Source organism: Stenotrophomonas sp. AC248 (genome assembly GCF_979258185.1).
The window spans coordinates 4,282,743-4,303,271 of record NZ_OZ409840.1 but is presented as its reverse complement, the minus strand read 5'-3'; the positions used below and the strand labels follow the sequence as shown (position 1 = coordinate 4,303,271).

The following is a 20,529-nucleotide window of genomic DNA, read 5'->3' as shown; positions in this document are numbered from 1 at the left end:
GGCGCACACCGGCGTTACCCGCCCGGGGTGCGGCAGGCCATCCCGTAGGCATCGCGGTAGGGCTTGCCGAAGCAGCGGACAAAGGCATCCACCACGTCGAGGTTGGGCGGCCAAGCCACCTTCATCGTTTCGCCGCTGGGCAGGGTGAACGAAAAGAACCCGTCCTTGACGTTCGCCTCCGGGGGCGCCGGCACGGCTGCCAACGCCGCGCGGGCCGAAACCAGCGCAGGCTTGTTCTTCTCGATCAGCGCGATGCTGGCATCCACGTAGGGATTCCAGCCCCCGGCATCGGGGGCGGGCTTGTAGGTCTGGCGCATCAGCGCCACAGCCTGCGCATCCTGCCCGGCCTCCGCGCGCACCTGCGCTTCGTGCCAGATCAACGTGGTGTTGCCCGCAGCCTTGGGCTGCGCACGGTAGGCGGCAATCAGGTCCGCAACGGGCAGCTGGCATCCCGGCGTCTCCGCCATCGGTCGCCAACCGCCGGTCAGGTCCTGGTCGAACGCATCCGGCGACAACGCCAGCAGCGCGGCCCGATCGACCACGCAGTCGTCGGCAAGAGCGGGAAGTGCAACGGCCGAAACGGCCAGTGCAAGCAGACAGCGAACAGCACGCATCGTCACCTCCTTGTGCAGAACCATCCCCGAAGTGTTTGCCAGCAGCGCGCATCGGGTCAAGCCGTTGCTCACTCCGACGCGGCCGGGCACGCCTCATACGCCAACGCATACGGCTGGTACATGCAGCGCACCAACGCATCCACCACCGGCAAGCGCGGCGGCCAGGGCACCTGCTCGGCCTCCACCTGCACCATCCCATTGCGGACCACGCGGCCCGGTGGCGGCGGCAGCGCGGCCAACCGCGCCCGCGCCTGCTTCAACGCGGGCAGGTCGTCGTCCAGGAAGGCGATGGTGGCGTCTACATAGGCATTCCAGCCGCCCACATCGGCGTGCGCCGGTTTGTAGGTGCTGCGCATCAGCGCGCTGGCCGGGTCGCGTTGCCCGCCCAGTGCGCGCAGCTGCGCCTCGCGCCAGATCAACGGCCGGTCACCGGTCGCCTTGGGCTGCTGGCGACGGTAGTCGGCGATGAGGTCGGCGGTCTCCAGCGAACAGCCCGGCCGGTCGGCCAGCGGCCGCCAGCCGGCATCCGGATCACCATCGAACACCTGCAGGGGCAGGGCCAGCACCGCGTCGCGGTTGGCCACGCTGCATTCGGCCGCCAGCAGCGGAGCGGAAGCGCAGGACAGCGCAAGAAACATCAGGCAGGCAGTCAGCCGCATCGTCACGTCCATGTGTGAAGGACGCCAAGTATGAAGGCTGCGTGCCGTTCCCGCATGGGCAACGGTCACCGTTGGCCACGCCAACGCGGATCGGTAGTGCCGGCCGCTGGCCGGCAGCCGCACACCCGTAGTGCCGGCCGTTGGCCGGCAGCCGCACACCCGTAGTGCCGGGCTCTGCCCGGCAGCACGTGTTTGGCTGGGGAGCCGGCCAGCGGCCGGCACTACCGGGGTGTGCGATAGATGCCGGTTACAGCTTGGACAAATCGCGCACCGCCCCCTTGTCGGCACTGGTGGCCAGCAGCGCGTAGGCCTTCAGCGCGCCGGTGACCTTGCGCGGGCGTGCTTCGCGCGGCGCCCAGCCCAGCGCGTCCTGCGCGGTGCGGCGGGCGGCCAGCGTGGCGTCATCCACCAGCAGGTCGATGCGACGCGCCGGGATGTCGATGCGGATGCGGTCGCCTTCCTGCACCAGCCCGATCACCCCGCCGGCCGCGGCCTCGGGCGAGGCGTGGCCGATCGACAGCCCGGAGGTGCCGCCGGAAAAGCGCCCGTCGGTGAGCAGTGCGCACTGCTTGCCCAGGCCCTTGGATTTCAGGTAGCTGGTCGGGTACAGCATTTCCTGCATGCCCGGGCCCCCCTTCGGGCCTTCATAGCGGATCACCACCACGTCGCCGGCCACCACCTGATCGGCGAGGATGCCGGCCACCGCCGCGTCCTGGCTTTCGAACACGCGTGCGCGCCCTTCGAAGACGTGGATGGACTCATCCACGCCGGCGGTCTTGACCACGCACCCGTCCACGGCCAGGTTGCCGCGCAGCACGGCCAGCCCGCCTTCGGCCGAGTAGGCATGGGCGACGCTGCGGATGCAGCCGTCGGCGCGGTCCACGTCCAGCGTGGGCCAGCGCGTGGCCTGGCTGAAGGCCACCTGGGTGGGAATGCCTGCCGGACCCGCACGGAAGAAGTCGTGCACCTTTTCATCGTCGCTCACGGCCACATCCCAACGCGCGATCGCGTCGGCCAGGCTGCGGCTGTGCACGGTGGGCACGTCGGTATGCAGCAGCCCACCACGCGCCAGTTCGCCCAGGATGCCGTACACGCCGCCGGCGCGGTGCACGTCTTCCATGTGGTACTTCGGCGTGTTCGGGGCCACCTTGCACAGCTGCGGCACGCGCCGCGACAGCGCGTCGATGGCATGCAGGTCGAAGTCGACCTCCGCCTCCTGCGCGGCCGCCAGCAGGTGCAGGATGGTGTTGGTGGAACCGCCCATGGCGATGTCCAGGGTCATCGCGTTTTCGAACGCGGCCACGCTGGCGATGGTGCGCGGCAGCGCGTTGGCGTCTTCGCCGCCGTACCAGCGATGGCACAGCTCCACGATCAGGCGTCCGGCACGACGGAAAAGCTGCTCGCGGTCGGCGTGGGTGGCCAGCGTCGAGCCGTTGCCCGGCAGCGACAGCCCCAGTGCTTCGGTCAGGCAGTTCATCGAGTTGGCGGTGAACATGCCCGAACACGACCCGCAGGTGGGGCAGGCGCTGCGCTCGTACTCGGCGACCTTCTCGTCGCTGGCGCTTTCGTCGGCGGCAATCACCATCGCGTCCACCAGGTCCAGCTTGTGCTCGGACAAGCGGGTCTTGCCGGCTTCCATCGGGCCGCCGGACACGAACACCACCGGGATGTTCAGGCGCAACGCGGCCATCAGCATGCCGGGGGTGATCTTGTCGCAGTTGGAAATGCACACCAGCGCATCGGCGCAGTGCGCGTTGACCATGTACTCCACCGAGTCGGCGATGATCTCGCGGCTCGGCAGCGAATACAGCATGCCGTCGTGGCCCATGGCGATGCCGTCATCCACCGCGATGGTGTTGAACTCCTTGGCCACGCCGCCCACCTGCTCGATCTCGCGCGCCACCAGCTGCCCCAGGTCCTTGAGGTGCACGTGGCCCGGCACGAACTGGGTGAAGGAGTTGGCGATGGCGATGATCGGCTTGTGGAAGTCGCCATCGGTCATGCCGGTGGCGCGCCACAGGGCGCGGGCGCCGGCCATGTTGCGGCCGGCGGTGGAGGTGCGGGAGCGGTATTCAGGCATGGTGGCTGGCAGGATCTGGCGGGCCGTGGGGGCGCGTTTCACCTCGATTCTGCCGAAAAATTCCGGTTGCGTTTGCAACCAAGCGCCCGCCGCCCGTAGCGATGGCGGGTCGCGTGGCGCGACGGATTTCTGAAATGCCATTCATCTTCCCGGCTTTGCCGGTTTTGGTTGTTCGGCCCGATGAGGCATGATTGAACCGATAACCGTACAAGGGGGCATGACGCCATGAAACGTTCCAGGACCACCGCGCTGCTGTTGATGAGCGCCGCACCGCTGCTGTTCACCGCCTGCCAGAAGGACGCCGGCGTCCAGACGCAGGAAGGGCTGTACACCTCGGTGGAAGCCTGTACCGAAGCCACCGGTGACCCGTCCAGCTGCCGCACCGCCTTTGCCGAAGCGAAGAAGCAGTCGGCCGATGCGGCGCCCAAGTACGCCTCGCGTGCCGAATGCGAAGCCGAGTACAACGCCGAGCAGTGCGTGGAACAGAAGACCTCCACCGGCCACTCGTTCATCGGCCCGATGATGATGGGCTTCTTCATGTCGCAGATGCTCGGCAACCGCGGCGCCGGCCTGGCCCAGGCCCCGGCGGCCAGCCCGGCCTACCAGGACAAGGCCAAGGGCTGGGCACGCCCGGCACCGGGTGGCAGCGGCGGCTTGAACACCGCCAGCGGCATCGGCGCCGGCAAGGCGGGCCTGGCCCCGGTCAACGCCACCCCCAACCGCGCCGTGACGGCCAGCCGTGGTGGCTTCGGCAGCACCAGCAGCGGCCGCAGCAGCGTCGGCGGCTGATCGATGCAGCGTGTCCGTATTGCCGAGCGCAGCCAATGGCGCGCCCGGGCCGAGGAATCCGGCTTCCGCTTCCACACCATCGACGGCCTGCCGTATTGGGATGAAACCGCGTACTACGCCTTCACCCTGCGCCAGATCGAGCAGGACATCGAAGACCCCAGCGCCGAGCTGCACGCCATGGCGATGGGGTTGGTGGACGAAGTGGTGGGCAGCGAACAGCTGATGGACCAGCTGGCCATCCCGCCGGCGTTCCGCGACTGGATCGCCGACAGCTGGCGCCGTGGCGAGCCGCACCTGTATGGCCGCCTGGACTTTGCCTACGACGGCACGGGCCCGGCCAAGCTCTACGAACTCAATTACGACACGCCCACGTCGCTGTTCGAGGCGTCGTTCTTCCAGTGGCAGTGGCTGGAAGACCAGCGCAACCAGAACCGCCTGCCGCCGCACGCCGACCAGTTCAACGCGATCCACGAAGCATTGGTGGACCGCTTCGCACAGCTGTCCGCGCAGTTGCCGCCGCCGCTGTACTTCAGCGCGGTGGGCAGCTCGGAGGAAGACCAGGGCACGGTGGCCTACCTGCGCGATTGCGCGGCCCAGGCCGGCCTGCGGGGCGAGGCGATCGCGATCGAGGACATCGGGTTGTCCGAAGACGGTCGCTTCACCGCGATGGATGACACCGTCATTGGCAGCCTGTTCAAGCTGTACCCGCTGGAAGACCTGATGACCGAGTCGTTCGGCCAGGCCTTGCCCGGGTCGGGCGTGCAGCTGCTGGAACCGGCGTGGAAAGCGATCCTGAGCAACAAGGGCGTGCTGCCGTTGTTGTGGCAGCGCCACCGCGGCCACCCCAACCTGCTGCCGGCCGAGTTCGACGATGGCAGCGCGCTGCCGCGTGGCTGGGTACGCAAGCCGCTGTTCTCGCGCGAAGGCGCCAACGTGGCCATGCACCTGGCCGATGGCAGCTGGCAGGAGAGCGAAGGCCCGTACACCGGCCCGGCGATCCGCCAGGCCGCGCACCCGCTTACCGCGTTCGACGGCGGTTACCCGCTGGTGGGCAGCTGGGTGGTGGGCGACCAGGCCTGCGGCCTGGGCATCCGCGAAGACAACAGCCGCATCACCCGCGACAGCGCGCGCTTCGTGCCGCACGCGATCATCGACGAAGCCCCCACCCGCATTTACGTGTGATGGCGATCCAGCGCGACCGCAGCCTGCGTCCCGGGCCGTTGGCCGGGCGACATCTGGATGAAGGACATGCCCTGTGGCGCTACGCGGACCGCATCGCGGTGCGCTGCCATCGCTGCGATTTGCCGGGCTGGGTCACGCGGCAGGACCAATCGAGGCGCTTCCGTTGCCTGGGGTGCGCCATGGCGCTCGACGGGGGCTGCGGCTGCAGTCGCTGCGGCCCCGGCGACTGGGTGGGGCCGATGCTCTACAGCGGCTACCGACCCTGCGGCCACTGCGGGTACAAATGGGTGGGCGTGGAGATCCGTCGCCCGCGCCCAACGCCAACGTTGACCACGTCTACCGCGGCGTGCCGGCAATGCGGTCGCGACAGCGAAGTGGAGGTCACCGCGCGGCCACTGGGCAGCGCTGAGTCCAACGACCCGCATTTTGGCATGCCGCTGCTGCTGGTCGAGAAGACCGCAGCCGGCGTCCTGTGGGCGTACAACGCAGCGCACCTTCAGGCACTGCACGACTATGCCGCCGCACCGCTGCGCGAACGCGCCGGCATGTCCAACGGCTCCATGTTCTCCCGCCTGCCGCAGTGGATGAAACTGGCACGCAACCGCGTGCTGCTGCAGAAGGCCACCGCCCGTCTGATCGCCAAGGCCAACGCGATCCGGTAGGTACCGACCGTTGGTCGGTACATGCATCCGCGCCGATGCACCGTGCGCCACGACCAACGGTCGTGGCCTACAGCAGCCCGTCGCGCTTGACCGCCAGATACCGCTCCACCAGCGCGCCGGGCAGTGCATCGGCGGTGACATCCAGCACCATCACCCGATGGCTGCGCAGGGCCTCGTGGGCGTCGCTGCGCTGCTGCAGGTAACGCGCAATGGCGCCGGCCTGGGTGGCGTCCTGCAGGGTGTCCACCGGCTGGTCCAGCGCGTCGTCCAGCTCGCGTTCGCGCAGGCTGGCCACGCACACCAGGTGCTGGCGCTGCAGCAGCCGCACCGCGGCCAGCAGGTCTTCGATGTCTTCGTCGCGGACGTTGGTGACCAGCATCACCAGTGAACGCCGCCGTTGGCGCAGGGTGAGCTCGGTGGCGGCGGCCAGGTAATCGGTGGCGACCGGTCGCGCCTGCAGGTCGTAGCTGGCGCGCAGCAGGGCATCGATGGCGCCCATGCCGCGCTGCGGTGCCACCCAGCGGCTGTCGCCGCCGCTGGCAAACAGGCCCACGCCGTCGCCCTGGCGCAGCGCCAGGTAGGACACGACCAGCGATGCATTGAGCACGTGGTCGAAATGCGACAACCCGCCTTCGCTGGCCATCATGCGCCGGCCGGTGTCGATCATCAGCATCAGCTGCTGGTTCTTTTCGTCCTGGTACTCGCGCGAAATCAGCTTGCGCGCGCGCGAGGTCGCCTTCCAGTCGATCTGGCGCAGGCTGTCACCGATGCGGTACTCGCGCATCTGATGGAAATCGGTGCCTTCGCCACGGCGACGCTTCAGGTGCGCGCCGACCAGCCGCGAGGCCTGTTCGGCACTGAACAACGCAAAACGGGTCAGCGGGGCGAAGTTGGGGTACACGCGCACGCTCAACGCGGGCGGCAACGTACGCCGCTGCCACCACAACCGCCACGGCGCATGCACGCGCAGGTGCACACCGTCCAGCTCGAAACGCCCGCGCGCGGTGGGGGTCACGGTGTACTGGAAACTGCTGGCCACCATCGGCTTGAGCGTGAGCCGGCGCGGCAGGCCCTGCAGCGTCCATTGGCCCGGTGCCAGGTCAAACACCTCCACGCGCTGGCGCAGGCTCGATTCCAGCCGCAGCGTGACCGGCCGTGCCACGTTCAAGGCTAACGCCTCGGGCATGTCGCGCTGGATGCTGGGCGACGGCTGCCGCCACAGGCGCAGCAGATCCACCAGCGCCAGCACCGCGATCGCAGCGCCGGCGGCCGCCCAGCTCCAGCGCGGCCACAGCCCGAACGCCACCGGCAGCCCGAGCAGGCTCCAGGCCAGCAGCAACACCAGCAGCAACGGCGCTGGCCTCATCGGCCCAGCCCCCAGGCGTCAATGGCGCGGCAGGACCTCATTTGCGCGGTGCTTCCACCTTGGCCAGCAACGCTTCCAGCGCATCGTCGGCACTTTGCCCTTCGATCTGCAGTTCCGGGGCCAGCGCAATGCGGTGGCGCAGCGCCGGCTTGGCGATATCGCGCACGTCATCGGGGGTGACGAAATCGCGACCGGCCAGCACCGCCTGCGCGCGCGCCGCACGGACCAGCGCGATGCTGCCGCGCGGACCGGCGCCCAGCGCGATGCCCGGCCACTGGCGCGTGGCGGCCACGATCCGCACCGCGTAGTCGATCACTTCCGGATCCACTGTGATCGCGGCGGTGGCCTGCTGCAGGGCCACCACCTCGGCGGCGGTGAGCACGCGCGGCACCTGCGACAGGTCGAAGTCGGCCGCGCTGCGCCCGGTGGTGATCGCATCCACCATGCGCTTCTCGTCTTCCAGCTGCGGGTAGTCGATCAGCACCTTGAGCAGGAAGCGGTCCAGCTGCGCTTCCGGCAGCGGGTACGTGCCTTCCTGCTCCACCGGGTTCTGCGTGGCCAGTGCCAGGAACGGCGGGGTCAGCGCGAACGCCTTGCCTTCGATGGTGACCTGGCCTTCCTGCATCACTTCCAGCAGCGCCGACTGGGTCTTGGCCGGGGCGCGGTTGATTTCATCGGCCAGCAGCAGGTTGGTGAACACCGGGCCGCGGCGGATCTTGAAGCTCTCCGACTTGGGGTCGTACACCGCGTGCCCGCTGACGTCGCTGGGCATCAGGTCGGGGGTGAACTGCACGCGGCCGTAGTCCAGCTCCAGCGCCTGGGCCAGTGCCCGCACCAGCAGGGTCTTGCCCAGCCCGGGCACGCCTTCGATCAGCACGTGGCCACCGGCCAGCAGCGCGATCAGGATCTGGTCGAGGACCTCCGGTTGGCCAATGAACGCGCGGCCGACCGCGTCGCGCACGGCATCGACGCGTTCAACCAGGCTGGGGCCGGACAGCGCGGCCGGGGCCGGGCTGGGGTCGGGCGGGGACAGCGGCGGCGGCTGGATGGACTCGGTCATAGCAGGTTTCTCATCTGGATCAGCAGGCGGATGCGCTCGCGCAGCGCGGTGAGGTCTTGCGAAGCGGGGGCGTGCAGGGCGGTCTGCACGCGGCCGTGGGGCCACTGCAGCAACGTGGCGATGGCCTGTACCTGCGCCTCGCCGGTGAGCGCGGCGGCCGTTGGTGCCCGCCGCCGCAGCCGTGCCAGGAACGCACGGCGTACCGCGTCGTACAACAGTGGGGCCTTGCCGTACCGCAGCAGGTGCTCGCCACTGGCGCGCACGTGTTCCAGCAGCGAGCGGCGCTCGATCGCCGGTGACGGCAACAGGCTCCCCATGCGCTGCGCGCGCTGCCACAGCCAGGCCAGCAGGGCCAGCAGCAGCGGCACCCAGACCGGCCAGCCCTGGTAGAAGATCCGGTGCCACAGCGAGGGCGGGCGCGAGCCGTACACCAGCCACATCGTGCCCTGGCCATAACGCGGGGCCAGCAGGTAGCGGGTGAGGTCGCGGTGCGCCTTGTCGTGCAGCCCGTCGATGAAGTCGCCCTGTTTGGCGCTGGGCGTGTCCGACGGCGCCGGGTGGCCCAGGCCTTTCATGAATTCCATGTCGGCCAGCACATCCACACTGCCCTGGCCGTGCTGCAGGCGGGCGAACACCAGCCCATAGGCCTCGTTGTCTTCGTCGTGCTCGCCCCAGCTGCGCGCAAGCGTGACGCCCGGTGGTGGTGCCACGCTGAACCGGCGGCCGCCACAGAATTCCACGTGCTGCGGGTCATCGCGCACGTGGAAGGGCTGGCAGCCGGCCTCCCCATCGATGCTGTCCACGCCCAGCGCGTCCAGCAACGGCCCATTGCGCTCGAGTGATTCGTCGCCGGTGATCGGCGGGGTGCGCACCAGCAGGTGGCCGCCGCGTGCCACCCAGTCCAGCAGCGCCTTGGCGGTGGGGGCGGGCAGCAGCGCGCTGTCCTGCAGCAGCACCAGGGTGTCGTGCGGCTGCAGCGCCATCGCGGTCAGGTCCACGCGCGGCTGCGAATGCACCTCGATGCCATCGGCACGCAAGGCCTGCCCCAGCACGTACAACGGGTTGTAGCTGGCTTCGCCCTGCGGGGGCAGGTGCTGGGTTTCGGTGATGCGCTCATGCGAGCGCAGGAACAGGATCGTCAGCGGCACGCCGATCGCGAGCAGCCCCACCACCACCAACAGCCAGCGCAGACGGACGCTCATCCGCGCCACCGGAACTGCTGCTGCAGGGTGCTGGCCAGGCTCTCGAAGGCGTCATCGTCGGGCAGTCGTCCGGCATAGGCGGCGTACTGCCACACGCGCACGACACGCGCGAACAGGCTGCGGTCGTCCGCGTCGGGCATGCGCCGCGATACGCGCAGGCACTGCGCCTCGGTGGCGCCCGGCGGCAGCGCCATCTGCGCCCGTTCGCTCATCGATTCCACACTGGCGCGGTACAGCAGCGCCAACGCCTGGCGTGGCCGCCCCTGGTGCCACAGGGCGCGTGCACGCGCCGCCGCGTCCGGTGGGACCTCCTGCGGCACGGTGATGTCATCTTCGACCACGGCCGAGACCGTGCTGCGGCGCCGGGCGCCATCGCCACGCAACCAGCGCAGCCAGCGCGGTGCGGTGACCACCAGGATCACCAGCAGGATGCCAACCAGCCCCCACAGCATCCATTCGGCGATCTGCGCCGGCAGCAGCGGGCCCTTGCGCTTGCGCGCCGTGTCGGCGTCCTTGGGGTCCGGTTTTTTCTCTTCTTTCTTGGCGGCATCGTGGTCGATGCGTTCCCAGCGGCTGATCTGGCGGGTGGGGCTTTGCAATGGATCCTCATAGGCGCGCTGCACCGCCTGGCGGAAGCCGGCGGTGTCCACCGGGTCGGCGCCGAAGATGCCGTCGGCGGTATTGGTCGGGTCGTTGGCGTAGGTGGCGGTGGGCCGCTCGGCGGCGTCCGTGTCCGTCTCTGCCTCGGCCTCGGCTTGCGCATCGTCCAGCAGCTGCTCCAGCGAGGGCGCATCCGCATCGGCCGACTGGGCATGCACGGCGGTGCCGGGCCATGCCAGCACCAGCGCAAGCACGAGCAGCGGTGCGGCCTGCTGCAGGCGGTCGCGCAGGCGCCGGAAGGCGATCTCCACGTCCCACGCTTCCATCTCGGTGCGCCGGTTCAAGTACAGCCCGAAGCCGGCGCCGGTGTAGAACGGCCCGATCAACGTCGCCGACAGCCAGCACACCAGGTTGAGCCCGAGCAGGGCCCACGCCGGGGTGTCGTCGCGCACCATGGCCCACGCGGCGCGCCACGAGTCGGACAGCAGCTCGAACGGCACGAACAGGAAGACCGCGGCGATGCAGCCTGCCACCAGCACCAGCTCGAAGGCCATGCAGGTGGCAGCCAGCAGCACCGCGTGCCCGAACGCACCGCCGGCAATCGCGCGGCGGCGCGCGCCGCGGTGTTCGGGCGGGTTGCCTTCCAGCAGGTTCACCGGCAGCAACAGCGCGCGCAGCGGGCTGAAACGGCGCCAGCCCAGGTAGCCCCAGAACCCGGTCCAGCCCCACTGGCGCTGTGCGCGCAGGGTCTGCAGGGCACCGGGCGCTTCGCCGAAGATGCTGCGCGACATGACGTACAGGGCCAGCCGGTCGAACACCGGCTTGAGCCACCACATCAGCAGCCACGCCCAGCCGAATGCATCGGCCCACCACGCCAGTGCGTTGACCAGTGCGAACACCGGCAGGCCCAGCAGCAGGATCGGCGCCCAGATCGCGCGTGCGTGCCGGCGCACCAGCGCCGTGCCCAGTTCCACCGCTTCCCAGCCACTGCGTGCGCGCAGCACTACGTCGAGCTGGTCAATGCGCATGCCCGCTCCCACGCCCACCACGCCAGAGCCAGGCAAACACCGCGCTCCACAGCACCGCGGCCACGGCGAACTTGCCCCACGCGGGGATCTCGGCGATCGAGGACCAGAAGGCTTCGATGAACGCGGCCACCAGCAGCATCGCCGCCACGCCCAGGCACAAGCGCGCGCCGATCACGCCGCCTTCGATCAAGGCATCGATGCGGCGCCTGCGCCCCGGTGCCAGCAGTTTCATGCCCAGCTGCAGGCCCGCGCCACCGGCGATCACGATCGCGGTCAGCTCGAACGCACCGTGCCCGACCACGAAGCGCCAGAACGGTTCGCCGTGGCCCACGTGCTGCAGGTGGCCGGCCACCGCGCCGATGGTGAGCCCGTTGAACAGCAGGATCAGCACCGTGCCCACGCCGGCCAGCAGGCCACTGGCGAAGGTACGCAGGCCGATGCTGATGTTGTTCATGATGTAGTAGCCGAACATCATCCAGTCGGTGCCGCTGTCGCGCCCCAGGTGCGGTGCGGCCGGGTCGTACATGCGCTCCATCGCGGCGATCTGCGTGTTGTCCATCAGCAGGTGGATGAACTGCGGGTACCACTGCACCAGCGCGAAGGTGCCGACCAACGGCACCACGAACAACGCGGTGGCCACCCACATGCTGCGCGCCTGGCTGCGCACCAGCTGCGGAAAATCCGCGAACAGGAATTCCAGCGCACGCCGCCAGCGGGGCGGTGGGGTGCGGTAGAGCAGGCGGTGGCCCTGCTGCATCAGCAGCTGCAGGCGTGCCACCAGCTGCGGGCTGTAGCCGCGCTTGCGGGCCAGCGCGAGCTGCTGGCACAGGCGCCGGTAGTGCTGCGGAATGTCCTCATCATTGAGCCCGTCGGCTGCCGGTTGCCCGCGCCCACTGCGCGGGTTGTCGCCGCGCGTGGCCAGCCAGTGCTCCAGCGCCTGCCATTCGTGCTGGTAGCGGGCGACGAATTGTTCCTGCCTCATCGGCGCCCCAGCAGCCAGTTGGCCATCGCATACAGGCGCAACACGCCCACCTGGCCACCGCCGCCGCTGAGCGGGGCGACGATGCCGGCCAGTTCCTGCTGGCGCGGGGCGGATAGCCGCGCGGCACGTTCGGCAAAGGCGACCACGGCGGCCTGTTCGGCCGGCTGCAACGGTTGCGGTGGCGCCAGTACGGTGTCGATGGGCACGCTGCCCAGCGCCGGGCGCGCGCTGTCGTGGATCACCACGGTGCCGGCGACCAGGTCGCCCAGGCGGCGCCCGTGCGCATCGAACAGGCTCGACAGCAGGCCCAGCGCGTAGCCGAACGGCAGCATGTCCACGGTGCGCAGCAGGTTGCGGGTGATGGCAGCCATCCAGCCGATGGGTGCGCCGTCGCGCGCGACCACGCGCAGACCCAGCACGCGCTTGCCCACGGTGCGGCCCCACAGCGCCTCCTGCACGATGGTGTACGCCCACATCAGCAGGAACATCAGCGCCAGGTAGAGGCCTTGGCCGAACTCGCCGAGGAAGGCCAGCGGAATGCTCAGCATCATCAACGCGCCGACGCGGAGGGTGAAATCGATCGCCCACGCCAGTGCACGCGGCACCGGACCGGCGGCCGGCAGGTGCAGCGGCACGCCTTCGGGCGTGATCACTTCACGGTAGGTGTCCAGCATCGTCGCACTCATGCGCGCACGGGGCCGGAATGGATGTGCCGGAATCCTCTCCGGTCTGCTGCCAGCGGGGGCATGCGGGTTCTCGACTGCTTCCTGGTCGGCTGTGGACTTTACCGTGCGGCCGTGCCGATGCCCAGCACCGGGGGCGGGGTGGGGGCGGTTGCGACCGCCGCGACCGGGATCAGCCCAGGTACTTGTCCTTGAGCCGGACGTAGTGGTCGGCCGAGTAGTGCAGCGATTCGATCTGCTTGCTGGTCAGCGTGCGCACCAGGCGCGCCGGGTTGCCCACCCACAGTTCGCCTTCGCCCACCACCTTGCCCGGGCCCACCACGGCACCGGCGCCGACGAAGCCGTGCTGCTCCACCCGTGCCCCGTCGAGGATGCACGCGCCCATGCCGATCAGGCTGTAATCGCCGATGGTGCAGGCATGGATGATGGTGCCATGGCCCACGGTCACCCCTTCGCCGATCAGGGTCGGGAAGCCTTCCATGTTGTACGGGCTATGGTGGCTGACATGGATGATGGTGCCGTCCTGGATGTTGCTGCGCGCGCCGATCCGGACATGGTTGACGTCGCCGCGGATCACCGTGCCCGGCCAGACCGATACGTCATCGCCCAGGACCACGTCACCGATGATGGTGCAGGCCGGGTCGATGTAGCAGCGCTGACCAAGGACGGGAAGCGTGTCGAGGAAGGGGCGGATCGGGGACATGTGCAAACTCCGGCAACGCAGGGGCAGGGACGCCGCCTGCAGCGTTGTCCCGGCCCCCGATGATAACGCGGGGGCGCCCGACGCCCGCCATGCGCAACGGCACGCCCCCACCCGGGGGTAGAGCCGACCGTTGGTCGGCTGCCAGGAACCCGGCGACGCGTGCTGTGCAGCCGACCAACGGTCGGCTCTACCGGGGGGCGTGCGTGGCCAGCATCTGGCGGAACAGCGTGTCCAATGCCTCGCTGTCGCCATTGCCCGATGCCAGTGGCGGGGCTGCATGGCCCATTGCCGCCAGTTCGGCCTCGATGTACGCGCTGATCACCCCCACCCGTGGGCCATCGGCAACCTCGGCGCTGGCACGCTTGACCACCAGCAGCTGGTCGATTGCCGCGCGCACCGGGCCGTGGGGCAGCAGGCGATCCAGTAGCAGCTCGAAGGCCATCGGCGGCGGCTCGGCCTCGCACTCGATCCAGCGGCAGGCCAGTAGCGGGCGCAGCACATACAGGTACTTCTTGGTGCGCACCCGCTCACCGCGCAGATAGCCGCGGAAGTTGGTGCGGGCCATGTTGAAGTAATGCCACCAGCTGCCCAGCGGCGAATGGAACTGCTGCACCGCATCCAGCAGCGTGGCCACCGCGGCATCGTCCTGCCGATACACGATCGGCGAGCGCAGCCATTCGGACAGGGTCGGGTTGGATTTGGACACCAGCCGCAGTGCCTTGCGCAGGTCCCAGCCGCTCACATCCAGTTCGTCGTCGATCGGCAGCTCGATGACATCCCGCTGTGCTTGGCCGGGGCCGGTGGCCTCGTTGACGCTGACGTACCACGGTTGGCGGTGCACGTAGATGAAGCGCGCGTCGTAATCGCTGTCGGGCGAGGAGAAGCCCCAGCCGCGACTGCCCGATTCGCAGGCCATCAGCACGCGCACGTCGTGTTCGCGTTCGATGCGCTCCAATTCGACGATGACGGCGGCGCGCTTGTCCGGCGCGATTGGATGGATATCCATGTCTGTTCTCCTGCGTCCTGCAGCGGTGGGTTGGGCGTGGACCCGGTAGAGCCGACCGTTGGTCGGCTGCGCGGGACCTGGGGCAGCCGGGCAACGGTCGGCTCTACCGGGCATTTGGAGCAGCCGACCAACGGTCGGCTCTACCTGGTGGGTGCCGCGTTACCCGGTGGGGTGGCGTGTCATGCGGCGCGGATGCGGCGCGCGCGTTCCAGGTGCACCAGCAGCAGCGAGATCGCCGCCGGGGTCATGCCGGGGATGCGCTGGGCCTGGCCGATGGTCTGCGGGCGCACGCGCTCGAGCTTCTGCTGCACTTCGGCCGACAAGCCGCGCACGCCGGCATAGTCGAAGTCGCTGGCGATGGCGGTGTTCTCGTGGCGCTGCTGGCGCGCGATCTCGTCGCGCTGGCGGTCCAGGTAGCCGGCGTACTTCACGCCGATCTCCACCTGCTCGGCGACCTTCGGGTCGGCCACCGCCGGGCCCAGCGACGGCACCTGCATGAGCTGGGCGTAGTCCAGTTCGGGGCGCTTGATCAGGTCCAGCACGTTGGTTTCGCGGCTGACCGCCACCCCCAGGGTGGCTTCCACTTCGCGGCCCAGTGCGTTGCCGGGCGTGGCCCAGAGCGCGCGCAGGCGCGCCGATTCGGTGGCCACGGCCGCCTGTTTGGTCTGGAACGCGGCCCAGCGGTGGTCATCCACCAGACCCAGTTCGCGGCCGGTGCCGGTCAGGCGCACGTCGGCGTTGTCCTCGCGCAGCTGCAGGCGGTACTCGGCGCGGCTGGTGAACATGCGGTACGGCTCGGTGGTGCCGTGGGTGATCAGGTCGTCGACCAGCACGCCCAGGTAGGCCTCGTCGCGGCGCGGGCACCAGCCGGCCTGTTCGCGCACGTGGCGGGCGGCGTTGATGCCGGCCAGCAGGCCCTGCGCCGCGGCTTCTTCATAGCCGGTGGTGCCGTTGATCTGGCCGGCGAAGAACAACCCGGACACGCTCTTGGTCTGCAGGGTGTTGTCCAGCCTGCGCGGGTCGAAGAAGTCGTACTCGATCGCGTAACCGGGGCGGGTGATGTGCGCGTTCTCGAAGCCGCCGATGCTGCGCACCAGCGCCAGCTGCACGTCGAACGGCAGCGAGGTGGAAATGCCGTTGGGGTAGATCTCCACCACATCCAGCCCTTCGGGCTCGACGAAGATCTGGTGGCTGGCCTTCTCGGCGAAGCGCACCACCTTGTCTTCGATCGACGGGCAGTAACGCGGGCCGATGCCTTCGATCTGCCCGCTGTACAGCGGCGAGCGGTGCAGGGCACTGCGGATGATGTCGTGCGTGCGCTCGCTGGTGTGGGTGATCCAGCAGCTCACCTGGGCCGGGTGTTCGGCCTGGTGGCCCAGGAAGGACATCACCGGGCGCGGGTCGTCGCCGGGCTGCTCGTCCATCACCCTGTAGTCCAGCGAACGGCCGTCGATGCGCGGCGGCGTGCCGGTCTTCAGGCGGTCGATCACGAACGGGCGCTCGCGCAGGCGGGCGGCCAGCGTGGTGGCCGGCGGGTCGCCCATGCGGCCGGCGGCGTACTGGGTCTGGCCCACGTGGATCTTGCCGGCCAGGAAGGTGCCGGCGGTGAGCACCACGGCGGCGGCGTGGAAGGTCAGCCCGGTCTGGGTGATCGCGCCGCGCACGGTGTCGCCGTCGATCACCAGGTCGTCCACCGCTGCCTGGAACACGGTCAGGTTCGGCTGGGCTTCCACGATCTGGCGGATCGTCATGCGGTACAGGTTGCGGTCGGCCTGGCAGCGGGTGGCGCGCACGGCCGGGCCCTTGGAGGCATTGAGGGTGCGCCACTGGATGCCGGCGCGGTCGGCGGCATGCGCCATGGCCCCACCCAGGGCGTCGATCTCCTTCACCAGGTGGCCCTTGCCGATCCCGCCGATGGCCGGGTTGCAGCTCATCGCGCCGATGGTTTCCACGTTGTGGGTCAGCAGCAGGGTGCGCGCACCGCTGCGCGCAGCCGCCAGCGCAGCTTCGGTGCCGGCGTGGCCGCCGCCGATGACGATGACGTCGTAACGGTAGAAGGAGTCGGTCATTTCGATGGGGCTCGGGGGCGCGGGGGGCCCGGAACGGCCCTGGACGCAGGGCGTGGGGTGGTGATTTTAGCGCCAATCGGGCCTGTCGCTGAAATCAACCCTCAAGTTGGCACGTTTTCTGCAGATAACCCAATAGCACCCAGGCTGGCAGGCGTCGTTTGGCGCTACGGACCGGAATTGGAACAGGGGCCGGTCCATGCGCAACCAGGGGAAGCAGAAGGGCCGGCAGTCGGGGGACTGCCGGCCCTGTTTTTTTTCAGCCCATGCCACGATCCAAAAACAGAAGGCCCCGCCATGGCGGGGCCTTCTGCGTTGTAGGTGCCGACATCCGACAGGGCCGGAACAGGGGGGATCCAGAGAATCCCGGCGGATATCGACATAGAGCTGGATGTGACGTGCTGTGTCGCTTTTGTCACTTTGCGACCGAAGCTGTCACCACCCGCCTAGATTGAACCGGGTGGGTGGTGAAAATCAAGATGGATCAGGGCTCAACTGTGCGCTGGTTCAAATTGTTCATGTTCCTCCACGGGGAACCGTTCATCCGCTGTGCCGGGCGCGGTGCCTGCGCTGGACGTGCCTGCGGCGGCGCCGACGGGCGCTGCTGCTGCGGACGCTGCTGTTGCTGCCGGCCCCCCAGCGAATCCATGTTCCGCCACGGCGAGCCGCCGTTGTACGACGGACGCGGTCGATCCGGGCGATCGGGCCGGACCGGCGGATTGCCGCCGTTGCCCGGACGCGGCGGCGGGCGGTGGTTGTGCGGCGGGCGATAGTTCGGATACGGGCGGTAATACGGGTTGCCGTACCCATAGCCACCGCCGTAGTACCCGCCACCGTAGTAGCCCGGGCCGTAACCGGACGGGTACCCATAGGGATAGCGGTACTCCACCGACGGCGCGCCGTGGTAGTAGCCGCTGCCAGCACCACCGCCAACGTAGTCGTAGGTGGCGCAGCCGGACAGGGCCAACAACAGGCCACCGGCAAAGATCAGGCGCATTTTCATGGTGGGTTCCCCCCGAGGGTATGCGGCCAGCTTCGGCCCGGCGCATTGAATCGGCCCTTAACTCCGGCCCGATCCGCTGAATGATTGCCATCGTGTCACGTTCAGACGGGGCGGTGCGAACCGGGGCCATACGTTAATCTTGCGTCATGAGCGATTCACCCTTGCCCTGTGTCGACGACCTGCTGGCGGCCGCCGCACGCATTGCCCCGCATGCCAGCGTGACCCCGGTGCTGCACTCGCGCGCGCTGGACGGGTTGGCGGGGGCGTCGCTGCTGTTCAAGGGCGAGCACCTGCAGCGTGGCGGGGCCTTCAAGTTCCGGGGGGCCTGCAACGCGGTGTGGTCGCTGGACCCGGACCAGGCCGCGCGCGGGGTGGTCACCCATTCCTCGGGCAACCATGGTGCCGCGCTGGCGCTGGCCGCGCGTACCCGCGGCATCGCCTGCAACGTGGTGGTGCCCCAGGGCGCGGTGGGCGCCAAGCTGGCCAACATCGCCCGTCACGGCGCCACGGTGTGGCGCTGCGAGGCCAGCATCGCCGCGCGTGAAGCCATGTGCGCGCAGGTGCAGGCCCAGACCGGCGCCAGCCTGGTGCACCCCTATGCCGACCCGCGGGTGATCGCCGGGCAGGGCACGGCGGCGCTGGAGCTGCTGCGCGGCCACGGCCCGTTCGACGTGCTGGTGGTGCCGGTGGGCGGCGGCGGGCTGGCGTCGGGCACGCGGTTGGCGCTGCAGGCGCTGGCACCGCAGACCCGGCTGGTGCTGGCCGAGCCGGCGGGCGCGGCCGACACCGCGCGCTCGCTGGCTGCCGGCGAACGCCGCATCGATTTCACCCCCGACACGCTGTGCGATGGCCTGCGCACCACGCTGGGCGCCCCGAACTTCGCGCTGCTGCACGGCGCGGCCGAGGTCATCACCGTGGCCGATAGCGCCACCGTGGCGGCCATGCGCCTGCTCTGGCAGGTGCTCAAGCAGGTGGTGGAGCCGTCGTCGGCGATCGCCCTGGCCGCCATCCTCGCCACGCCGCAGCGGTTTGCCGGGCAGCGGGTGGGCGTGGTGCTGTCGGGCGGCAATGTCGACCTGGATGCCTTGCCCTGGGCGCGCGCATGAGCCGCCGTGCCGGGGTAGGGCTGCTGGGCTGGGTGTGGCGGCTGTGCATTCTGCTGGTGGCCTGGCTGCTGGGCGTCACCGCGTGGATCGTATGGGTAGGCGAGCGCGACCAGGCGGCCAAGGCCGACGCGATCATCGTGCTGGGTGCGGCCGCGTATGACGCCAAGCCGTCACCGGTGTTTGAAGAACGCATCCGGCACGGCCTGGATCTTTATGAGGCCGGCTATGCGCCGCTGCTGATCTTCACCGGTGGCTACGGCGGTACCGGCGCGCGCTTCTCCGAATCGCAGGTGGCGCGCCGCTATGCGCTCAAGCAGGGCATTCCGGACGAGGCGATCCTGATCGAGACCGCCTCGCGTACCACCCGCCAGAATCTGATCGAGGCGCGGCGGCTGATGCAGCAGCGCAAGCTGCACCGGGTGATCATCGTCAGCGACCCGCTGCACATGGCGCGCGCGCTGCGGCTGGCGCGCGAGCTGGGCATCGATGCGCTGGCATCGTCCACGCCGAGCACGCGCTTCCGCAGCTTCCACACCAGCTGGAAATTCCTGGTGCAGGAGATTTACTTCTTCCACCGGGATCTGTTTCCGGCGTAGAGCCGACCGTTGGTCGGCTGGATTGCCTGGCCGCCGTAAGGGCAGCCGACCAACGGTCGGCTCTACCGTCGGGCCGGTATACGTGCAGCCGACCAACGGTCGGCTCTACCGCCGGGCCGGTATACGTGCAGCCGACCAACGGTCGGCTCTACCGTCGGGCCGGTATACGTGCAGCCGACCAACGGTCGGCTCTACCGCCGGGCCGGTATACGTGCAGCCGACCAACGGTCGGCTCTACCCCCGGCAGGTTTCAGGGGGTGCGGCGGCGGATCGGGATGGCCGATACCGGCACGCTGGCCACGTCGTGGCCCTGTTCGCGGATGGGGGCGCCGGCTTCGGGGGCCCAGGCGTGGGCGTAGATGACTTCCCAGCTGCTGGGCAGCTTGCCGTCTTCGCGGCGCAACGGTTCGTAGGCGGCGCGGGCGGCGGCGAAGCGGCCGCGGCCGGTGAGCGTGTGGCGGCGGTCATGGCGCGCGTTGGTGGCGCCGATGGCCTGCAGCTCGCGCATCAGCGCGGTCATGTCGTCGTAGGTGAGGGTGAACAGGTCGCGGTCCAGCACCGGGTCGCGGAAGCCGGCCATCATCAGCGCGTCGCCGAACTGCGCGATCGGCGCGAAGCGGCTCACGTGCGGCACCGCGTCGGCCTGGGTGAAGGCGTCGCGCAGTTCGATCAGCGTTTCCGGGCCGAACGTGGAGCACAGCAGCAGCCCGCCCGGCTTGAGCACGCGGCGGAACCCGGCGAACACCGCCGGCAGGTCTTCCACCCACTGCAGGCACAGGTTGCTGTAGATCACATCCACGCTCTGGTCCAGCAGGGGCAGGGCCTGCGCATCGGCGCACACGCGGGTGAACGGCCTCCACCAGCCGGCCTGCTTCTTCGCTTCGCGCAGCATCGGTTCGGCCAGGTCCAGCGCGATCACCTGCGCCTTGGGCCAGCGCTTCTTCATCGCCGCACTGGCATGGCCGGTGCCGCTGCCCACGTCCAGCACGACCTGCGGCTGGCGGTCTTCCAGGTAGTCCAACGATTCCAGCAGGCGGTTTTCCACCTCGCGCTGCAGCGCGGCGGCGGCGTCGTAGCTGGCGGCGGCACGCGAGAACGCGCGGCGGACGTGGCGGGGATCGAAGCTGGACGTCATGGAAGGC

At 69.4% G+C, this 20,529-nt stretch carries 19 protein-coding genes; 5 read left to right on the top strand and 14 right to left on the bottom strand.

What is annotated here, in order from left to right; all coding sequences use genetic code 11:
* Nucleotides 1-14 precede the first annotated feature (14 nt).
* From ACZ0AE_RS19280 to ilvD, 3 genes are all read right to left on the bottom strand, one after another.
* Nucleotides 15-686 carry a hypothetical protein gene (locus ACZ0AE_RS19280; protein ID WP_463601919.1) on the bottom strand — a complete coding sequence of 224 codons (672 nt, stop codon included), beginning with the start codon at nucleotides 684-686 and terminating at the stop codon, nucleotides 15-17.
* Nucleotides 683-1,273, bottom strand: coding sequence for a hypothetical protein (locus tag ACZ0AE_RS19275; protein WP_463601918.1), 591 nt, complete (start codon nucleotides 1,271-1,273; stop codon nucleotides 683-685). Before ACZ0AE_RS19275 ends, ACZ0AE_RS19280 begins: the two co-directional genes overlap by 4 nt.
* A 247-nt stretch (nucleotides 1,274-1,520) precedes the next feature.
* On the bottom strand, nucleotides 1,521-3,353 hold the full coding sequence (gene ilvD, locus ACZ0AE_RS19270) for a dihydroxy-acid dehydratase (protein WP_038685650.1): 1,833 nt from the start codon (nucleotides 3,351-3,353) through the stop codon (nucleotides 1,521-1,523).
* Nucleotides 3,354-3,578: 225 nt separating this feature from the next.
* Here ilvD and ACZ0AE_RS19265 point away from each other — a divergent pair, with 225 nt between their 5' ends.
* The 3 genes from ACZ0AE_RS19265 (at nucleotide 3,579) to ACZ0AE_RS19255 (ending at nucleotide 5,986) form a co-directional block, all read left to right on the top strand.
* A complete protein-coding gene (locus ACZ0AE_RS19265; RefSeq protein ID WP_038685652.1) occupies nucleotides 3,579-4,142 on the top strand; it encodes a DUF1190 domain-containing protein in 564 nt (187 codons plus the stop codon).
* A gap of 3 nt (nucleotides 4,143-4,145) precedes the next feature.
* Nucleotides 4,146-5,324 (top strand): glutathionylspermidine synthase family protein, encoded by a 1,179-nt coding sequence (locus ACZ0AE_RS19260; RefSeq protein ID WP_038685654.1) that lies wholly within the window; start codon nucleotides 4,146-4,148, stop codon nucleotides 5,322-5,324.
* A gap of 326 nt (nucleotides 5,325-5,650) precedes the next feature.
* Entirely contained in the window at nucleotides 5,651-5,986 is a 336-nt protein-coding gene (locus ACZ0AE_RS19255; protein ID WP_342341999.1) for a hypothetical protein, read from the top strand.
* 67 nt (nucleotides 5,987-6,053) lie between these two features.
* Here ACZ0AE_RS19255 and ACZ0AE_RS19250 read toward each other — a convergent pair whose 3' ends face one another.
* The 10 genes from ACZ0AE_RS19250 to ACZ0AE_RS19205 form a co-directional block, all read right to left on the bottom strand.
* The gene (locus ACZ0AE_RS19250) at nucleotides 6,054-7,352 is read right to left on the bottom strand and encodes a DUF58 domain-containing protein (RefSeq protein WP_313424988.1); all 1,299 of its coding nucleotides are present in this window, start codon (nucleotides 7,350-7,352) and stop codon (nucleotides 6,054-6,056) included.
* 37 nt (nucleotides 7,353-7,389) lie between these two features.
* A complete protein-coding gene (locus ACZ0AE_RS19245; protein WP_051598689.1) occupies nucleotides 7,390-8,412 on the bottom strand; it encodes an AAA family ATPase in 1,023 nt (340 codons plus the stop codon).
* Nucleotides 8,409-9,614 (bottom strand): DUF4350 domain-containing protein, encoded by a 1,206-nt coding sequence (locus tag ACZ0AE_RS19240; RefSeq protein ID WP_463601917.1) that lies wholly within the window; start codon nucleotides 9,612-9,614, stop codon nucleotides 8,409-8,411. Before ACZ0AE_RS19240 ends, ACZ0AE_RS19245 begins: the two co-directional genes overlap by 4 nt.
* Nucleotides 9,611-11,242: a DUF4129 domain-containing protein gene (locus tag ACZ0AE_RS19235; RefSeq protein ID WP_463601916.1), complete on the bottom strand. Its 1,632-nt coding sequence runs from the start codon at nucleotides 11,240-11,242 to the stop codon at nucleotides 9,611-9,613. The genes ACZ0AE_RS19240 and ACZ0AE_RS19235 overlap by 4 nt, the downstream gene beginning before the upstream one ends.
* Nucleotides 11,232-12,224, bottom strand: a complete 993-nt coding sequence (locus ACZ0AE_RS19230; RefSeq protein WP_463601915.1) for a stage II sporulation protein M — start codon at nucleotides 12,222-12,224, stop codon at nucleotides 11,232-11,234. The genes ACZ0AE_RS19235 and ACZ0AE_RS19230 overlap by 11 nt, the downstream gene beginning before the upstream one ends.
* Nucleotides 12,221-12,910, bottom strand: coding sequence for an RDD family protein (locus tag ACZ0AE_RS19225; protein ID WP_137190718.1), 690 nt, complete (start codon nucleotides 12,908-12,910; stop codon nucleotides 12,221-12,223). The genes ACZ0AE_RS19230 and ACZ0AE_RS19225 overlap by 4 nt, the downstream gene beginning before the upstream one ends.
* 169 nt (nucleotides 12,911-13,079) lie before the next feature.
* Nucleotides 13,080-13,610, bottom strand: coding sequence for a gamma carbonic anhydrase family protein (locus tag ACZ0AE_RS19220; protein ID WP_038685668.1), 531 nt, complete (start codon nucleotides 13,608-13,610; stop codon nucleotides 13,080-13,082).
* Between the two features lie 187 nt (nucleotides 13,611-13,797).
* On the bottom strand, nucleotides 13,798-14,616 hold the full coding sequence (locus ACZ0AE_RS19215; RefSeq protein ID WP_463601914.1) for a nucleotidyltransferase domain-containing protein: 819 nt from the start codon (nucleotides 14,614-14,616) through the stop codon (nucleotides 13,798-13,800).
* A 179-nt stretch (nucleotides 14,617-14,795) separates the two neighbouring features.
* The gene (mnmG, locus tag ACZ0AE_RS19210; RefSeq protein ID WP_463601913.1) at nucleotides 14,796-16,685 is read right to left on the bottom strand and encodes a tRNA uridine-5-carboxymethylaminomethyl(34) synthesis enzyme MnmG; all 1,890 of its coding nucleotides are present in this window, start codon (nucleotides 16,683-16,685) and stop codon (nucleotides 14,796-14,798) included.
* Between the two features lie 481 nt (nucleotides 16,686-17,166).
* Complete coding sequence (locus tag ACZ0AE_RS19205) at nucleotides 17,167-17,685, bottom strand: hypothetical protein (protein WP_038685672.1); 519 nt, start codon at nucleotides 17,683-17,685, stop codon at nucleotides 17,167-17,169.
* A 146-nt stretch (nucleotides 17,686-17,831) separates the two neighbouring features.
* Between ACZ0AE_RS19205 and ACZ0AE_RS19200 the strand changes: the two genes are divergently transcribed.
* Complete coding sequence (locus ACZ0AE_RS19200; protein ID WP_463601912.1) at nucleotides 17,832-18,791, top strand: pyridoxal-phosphate dependent enzyme; 960 nt, start codon at nucleotides 17,832-17,834, stop codon at nucleotides 18,789-18,791.
* Complete coding sequence (locus ACZ0AE_RS19195) at nucleotides 18,776-19,387, top strand: YdcF family protein (RefSeq protein ID WP_137190713.1); 612 nt, start codon at nucleotides 18,776-18,778, stop codon at nucleotides 19,385-19,387. The genes ACZ0AE_RS19200 and ACZ0AE_RS19195 overlap by 16 nt, the downstream gene beginning before the upstream one ends.
* A gap of 250 nt (nucleotides 19,388-19,637) precedes the next feature.
* Here ACZ0AE_RS19195 and bioC read toward each other — a convergent pair whose 3' ends face one another.
* Complete coding sequence (bioC, locus tag ACZ0AE_RS19190; protein ID WP_463601911.1) at nucleotides 19,638-20,522, bottom strand: malonyl-ACP O-methyltransferase BioC; 885 nt, start codon at nucleotides 20,520-20,522, stop codon at nucleotides 19,638-19,640.
* Between the last annotated feature and the right edge of the window lie 7 nt (nucleotides 20,523-20,529).

What these genes read in the sequence shown, in the direction of transcription:
- ACZ0AE_RS19275 (WP_463601918.1), bottom strand. Translation starts at nt 1,273, where the DNA reads ATGCGGCTGACTGCCTGCCTGATGTTTCTTGCGCTGTCCTGCGCTTCC.
- ilvD (WP_038685650.1), bottom strand. Translation starts at nt 3,353, where the DNA reads ATGCCTGAATACCGCTCCCGCACCTCCACCGCCGGCCGCAACATGGCC.
- ACZ0AE_RS19265 (WP_038685652.1), top strand. Translation starts at nt 3,579, where the DNA reads ATGAAACGTTCCAGGACCACCGCGCTGCTGTTGATGAGCGCCGCACCG.
- ACZ0AE_RS19260 (WP_038685654.1), top strand. Translation starts at nt 4,146, where the DNA reads ATGCAGCGTGTCCGTATTGCCGAGCGCAGCCAATGGCGCGCCCGGGCC.
- ACZ0AE_RS19250 (WP_313424988.1), bottom strand. Translation starts at nt 7,352, where the DNA reads ATGAGGCCAGCGCCGTTGCTGCTGGTGTTGCTGCTGGCCTGGAGCCTG.
- ACZ0AE_RS19245 (WP_051598689.1), bottom strand. Translation starts at nt 8,412, where the DNA reads ATGACCGAGTCCATCCAGCCGCCGCCGCTGTCCCCGCCCGACCCCAGC.
- ACZ0AE_RS19240 (WP_463601917.1), bottom strand. Translation starts at nt 9,614, where the DNA reads ATGAGCGTCCGTCTGCGCTGGCTGTTGGTGGTGGTGGGGCTGCTCGCG.
- ACZ0AE_RS19235 (WP_463601916.1), bottom strand. Translation starts at nt 11,242, where the DNA reads ATGCGCATTGACCAGCTCGACGTAGTGCTGCGCGCACGCAGTGGCTGG.
- ACZ0AE_RS19230 (WP_463601915.1), bottom strand. Translation starts at nt 12,224, where the DNA reads ATGAGGCAGGAACAATTCGTCGCCCGCTACCAGCACGAATGGCAGGCG.
- ACZ0AE_RS19225 (WP_137190718.1), bottom strand. Translation starts at nt 12,910, where the DNA reads ATGAGTGCGACGATGCTGGACACCTACCGTGAAGTGATCACGCCCGAA.
- ACZ0AE_RS19220 (WP_038685668.1), bottom strand. Translation starts at nt 13,610, where the DNA reads ATGTCCCCGATCCGCCCCTTCCTCGACACGCTTCCCGTCCTTGGTCAG.
- ACZ0AE_RS19215 (WP_463601914.1), bottom strand. Translation starts at nt 14,616, where the DNA reads ATGGATATCCATCCAATCGCGCCGGACAAGCGCGCCGCCGTCATCGTC.
- mnmG (WP_463601913.1), bottom strand. Translation starts at nt 16,685, where the DNA reads ATGACCGACTCCTTCTACCGTTACGACGTCATCGTCATCGGCGGCGGC.
- ACZ0AE_RS19205 (WP_038685672.1), bottom strand. Translation starts at nt 17,685, where the DNA reads ATGAAAATGCGCCTGATCTTTGCCGGTGGCCTGTTGTTGGCCCTGTCC.
- ACZ0AE_RS19200 (WP_463601912.1), top strand. Translation starts at nt 17,832, where the DNA reads ATGAGCGATTCACCCTTGCCCTGTGTCGACGACCTGCTGGCGGCCGCC.
- bioC (WP_463601911.1), bottom strand. Translation starts at nt 20,522, where the DNA reads ATGACGTCCAGCTTCGATCCCCGCCACGTCCGCCGCGCGTTCTCGCGT.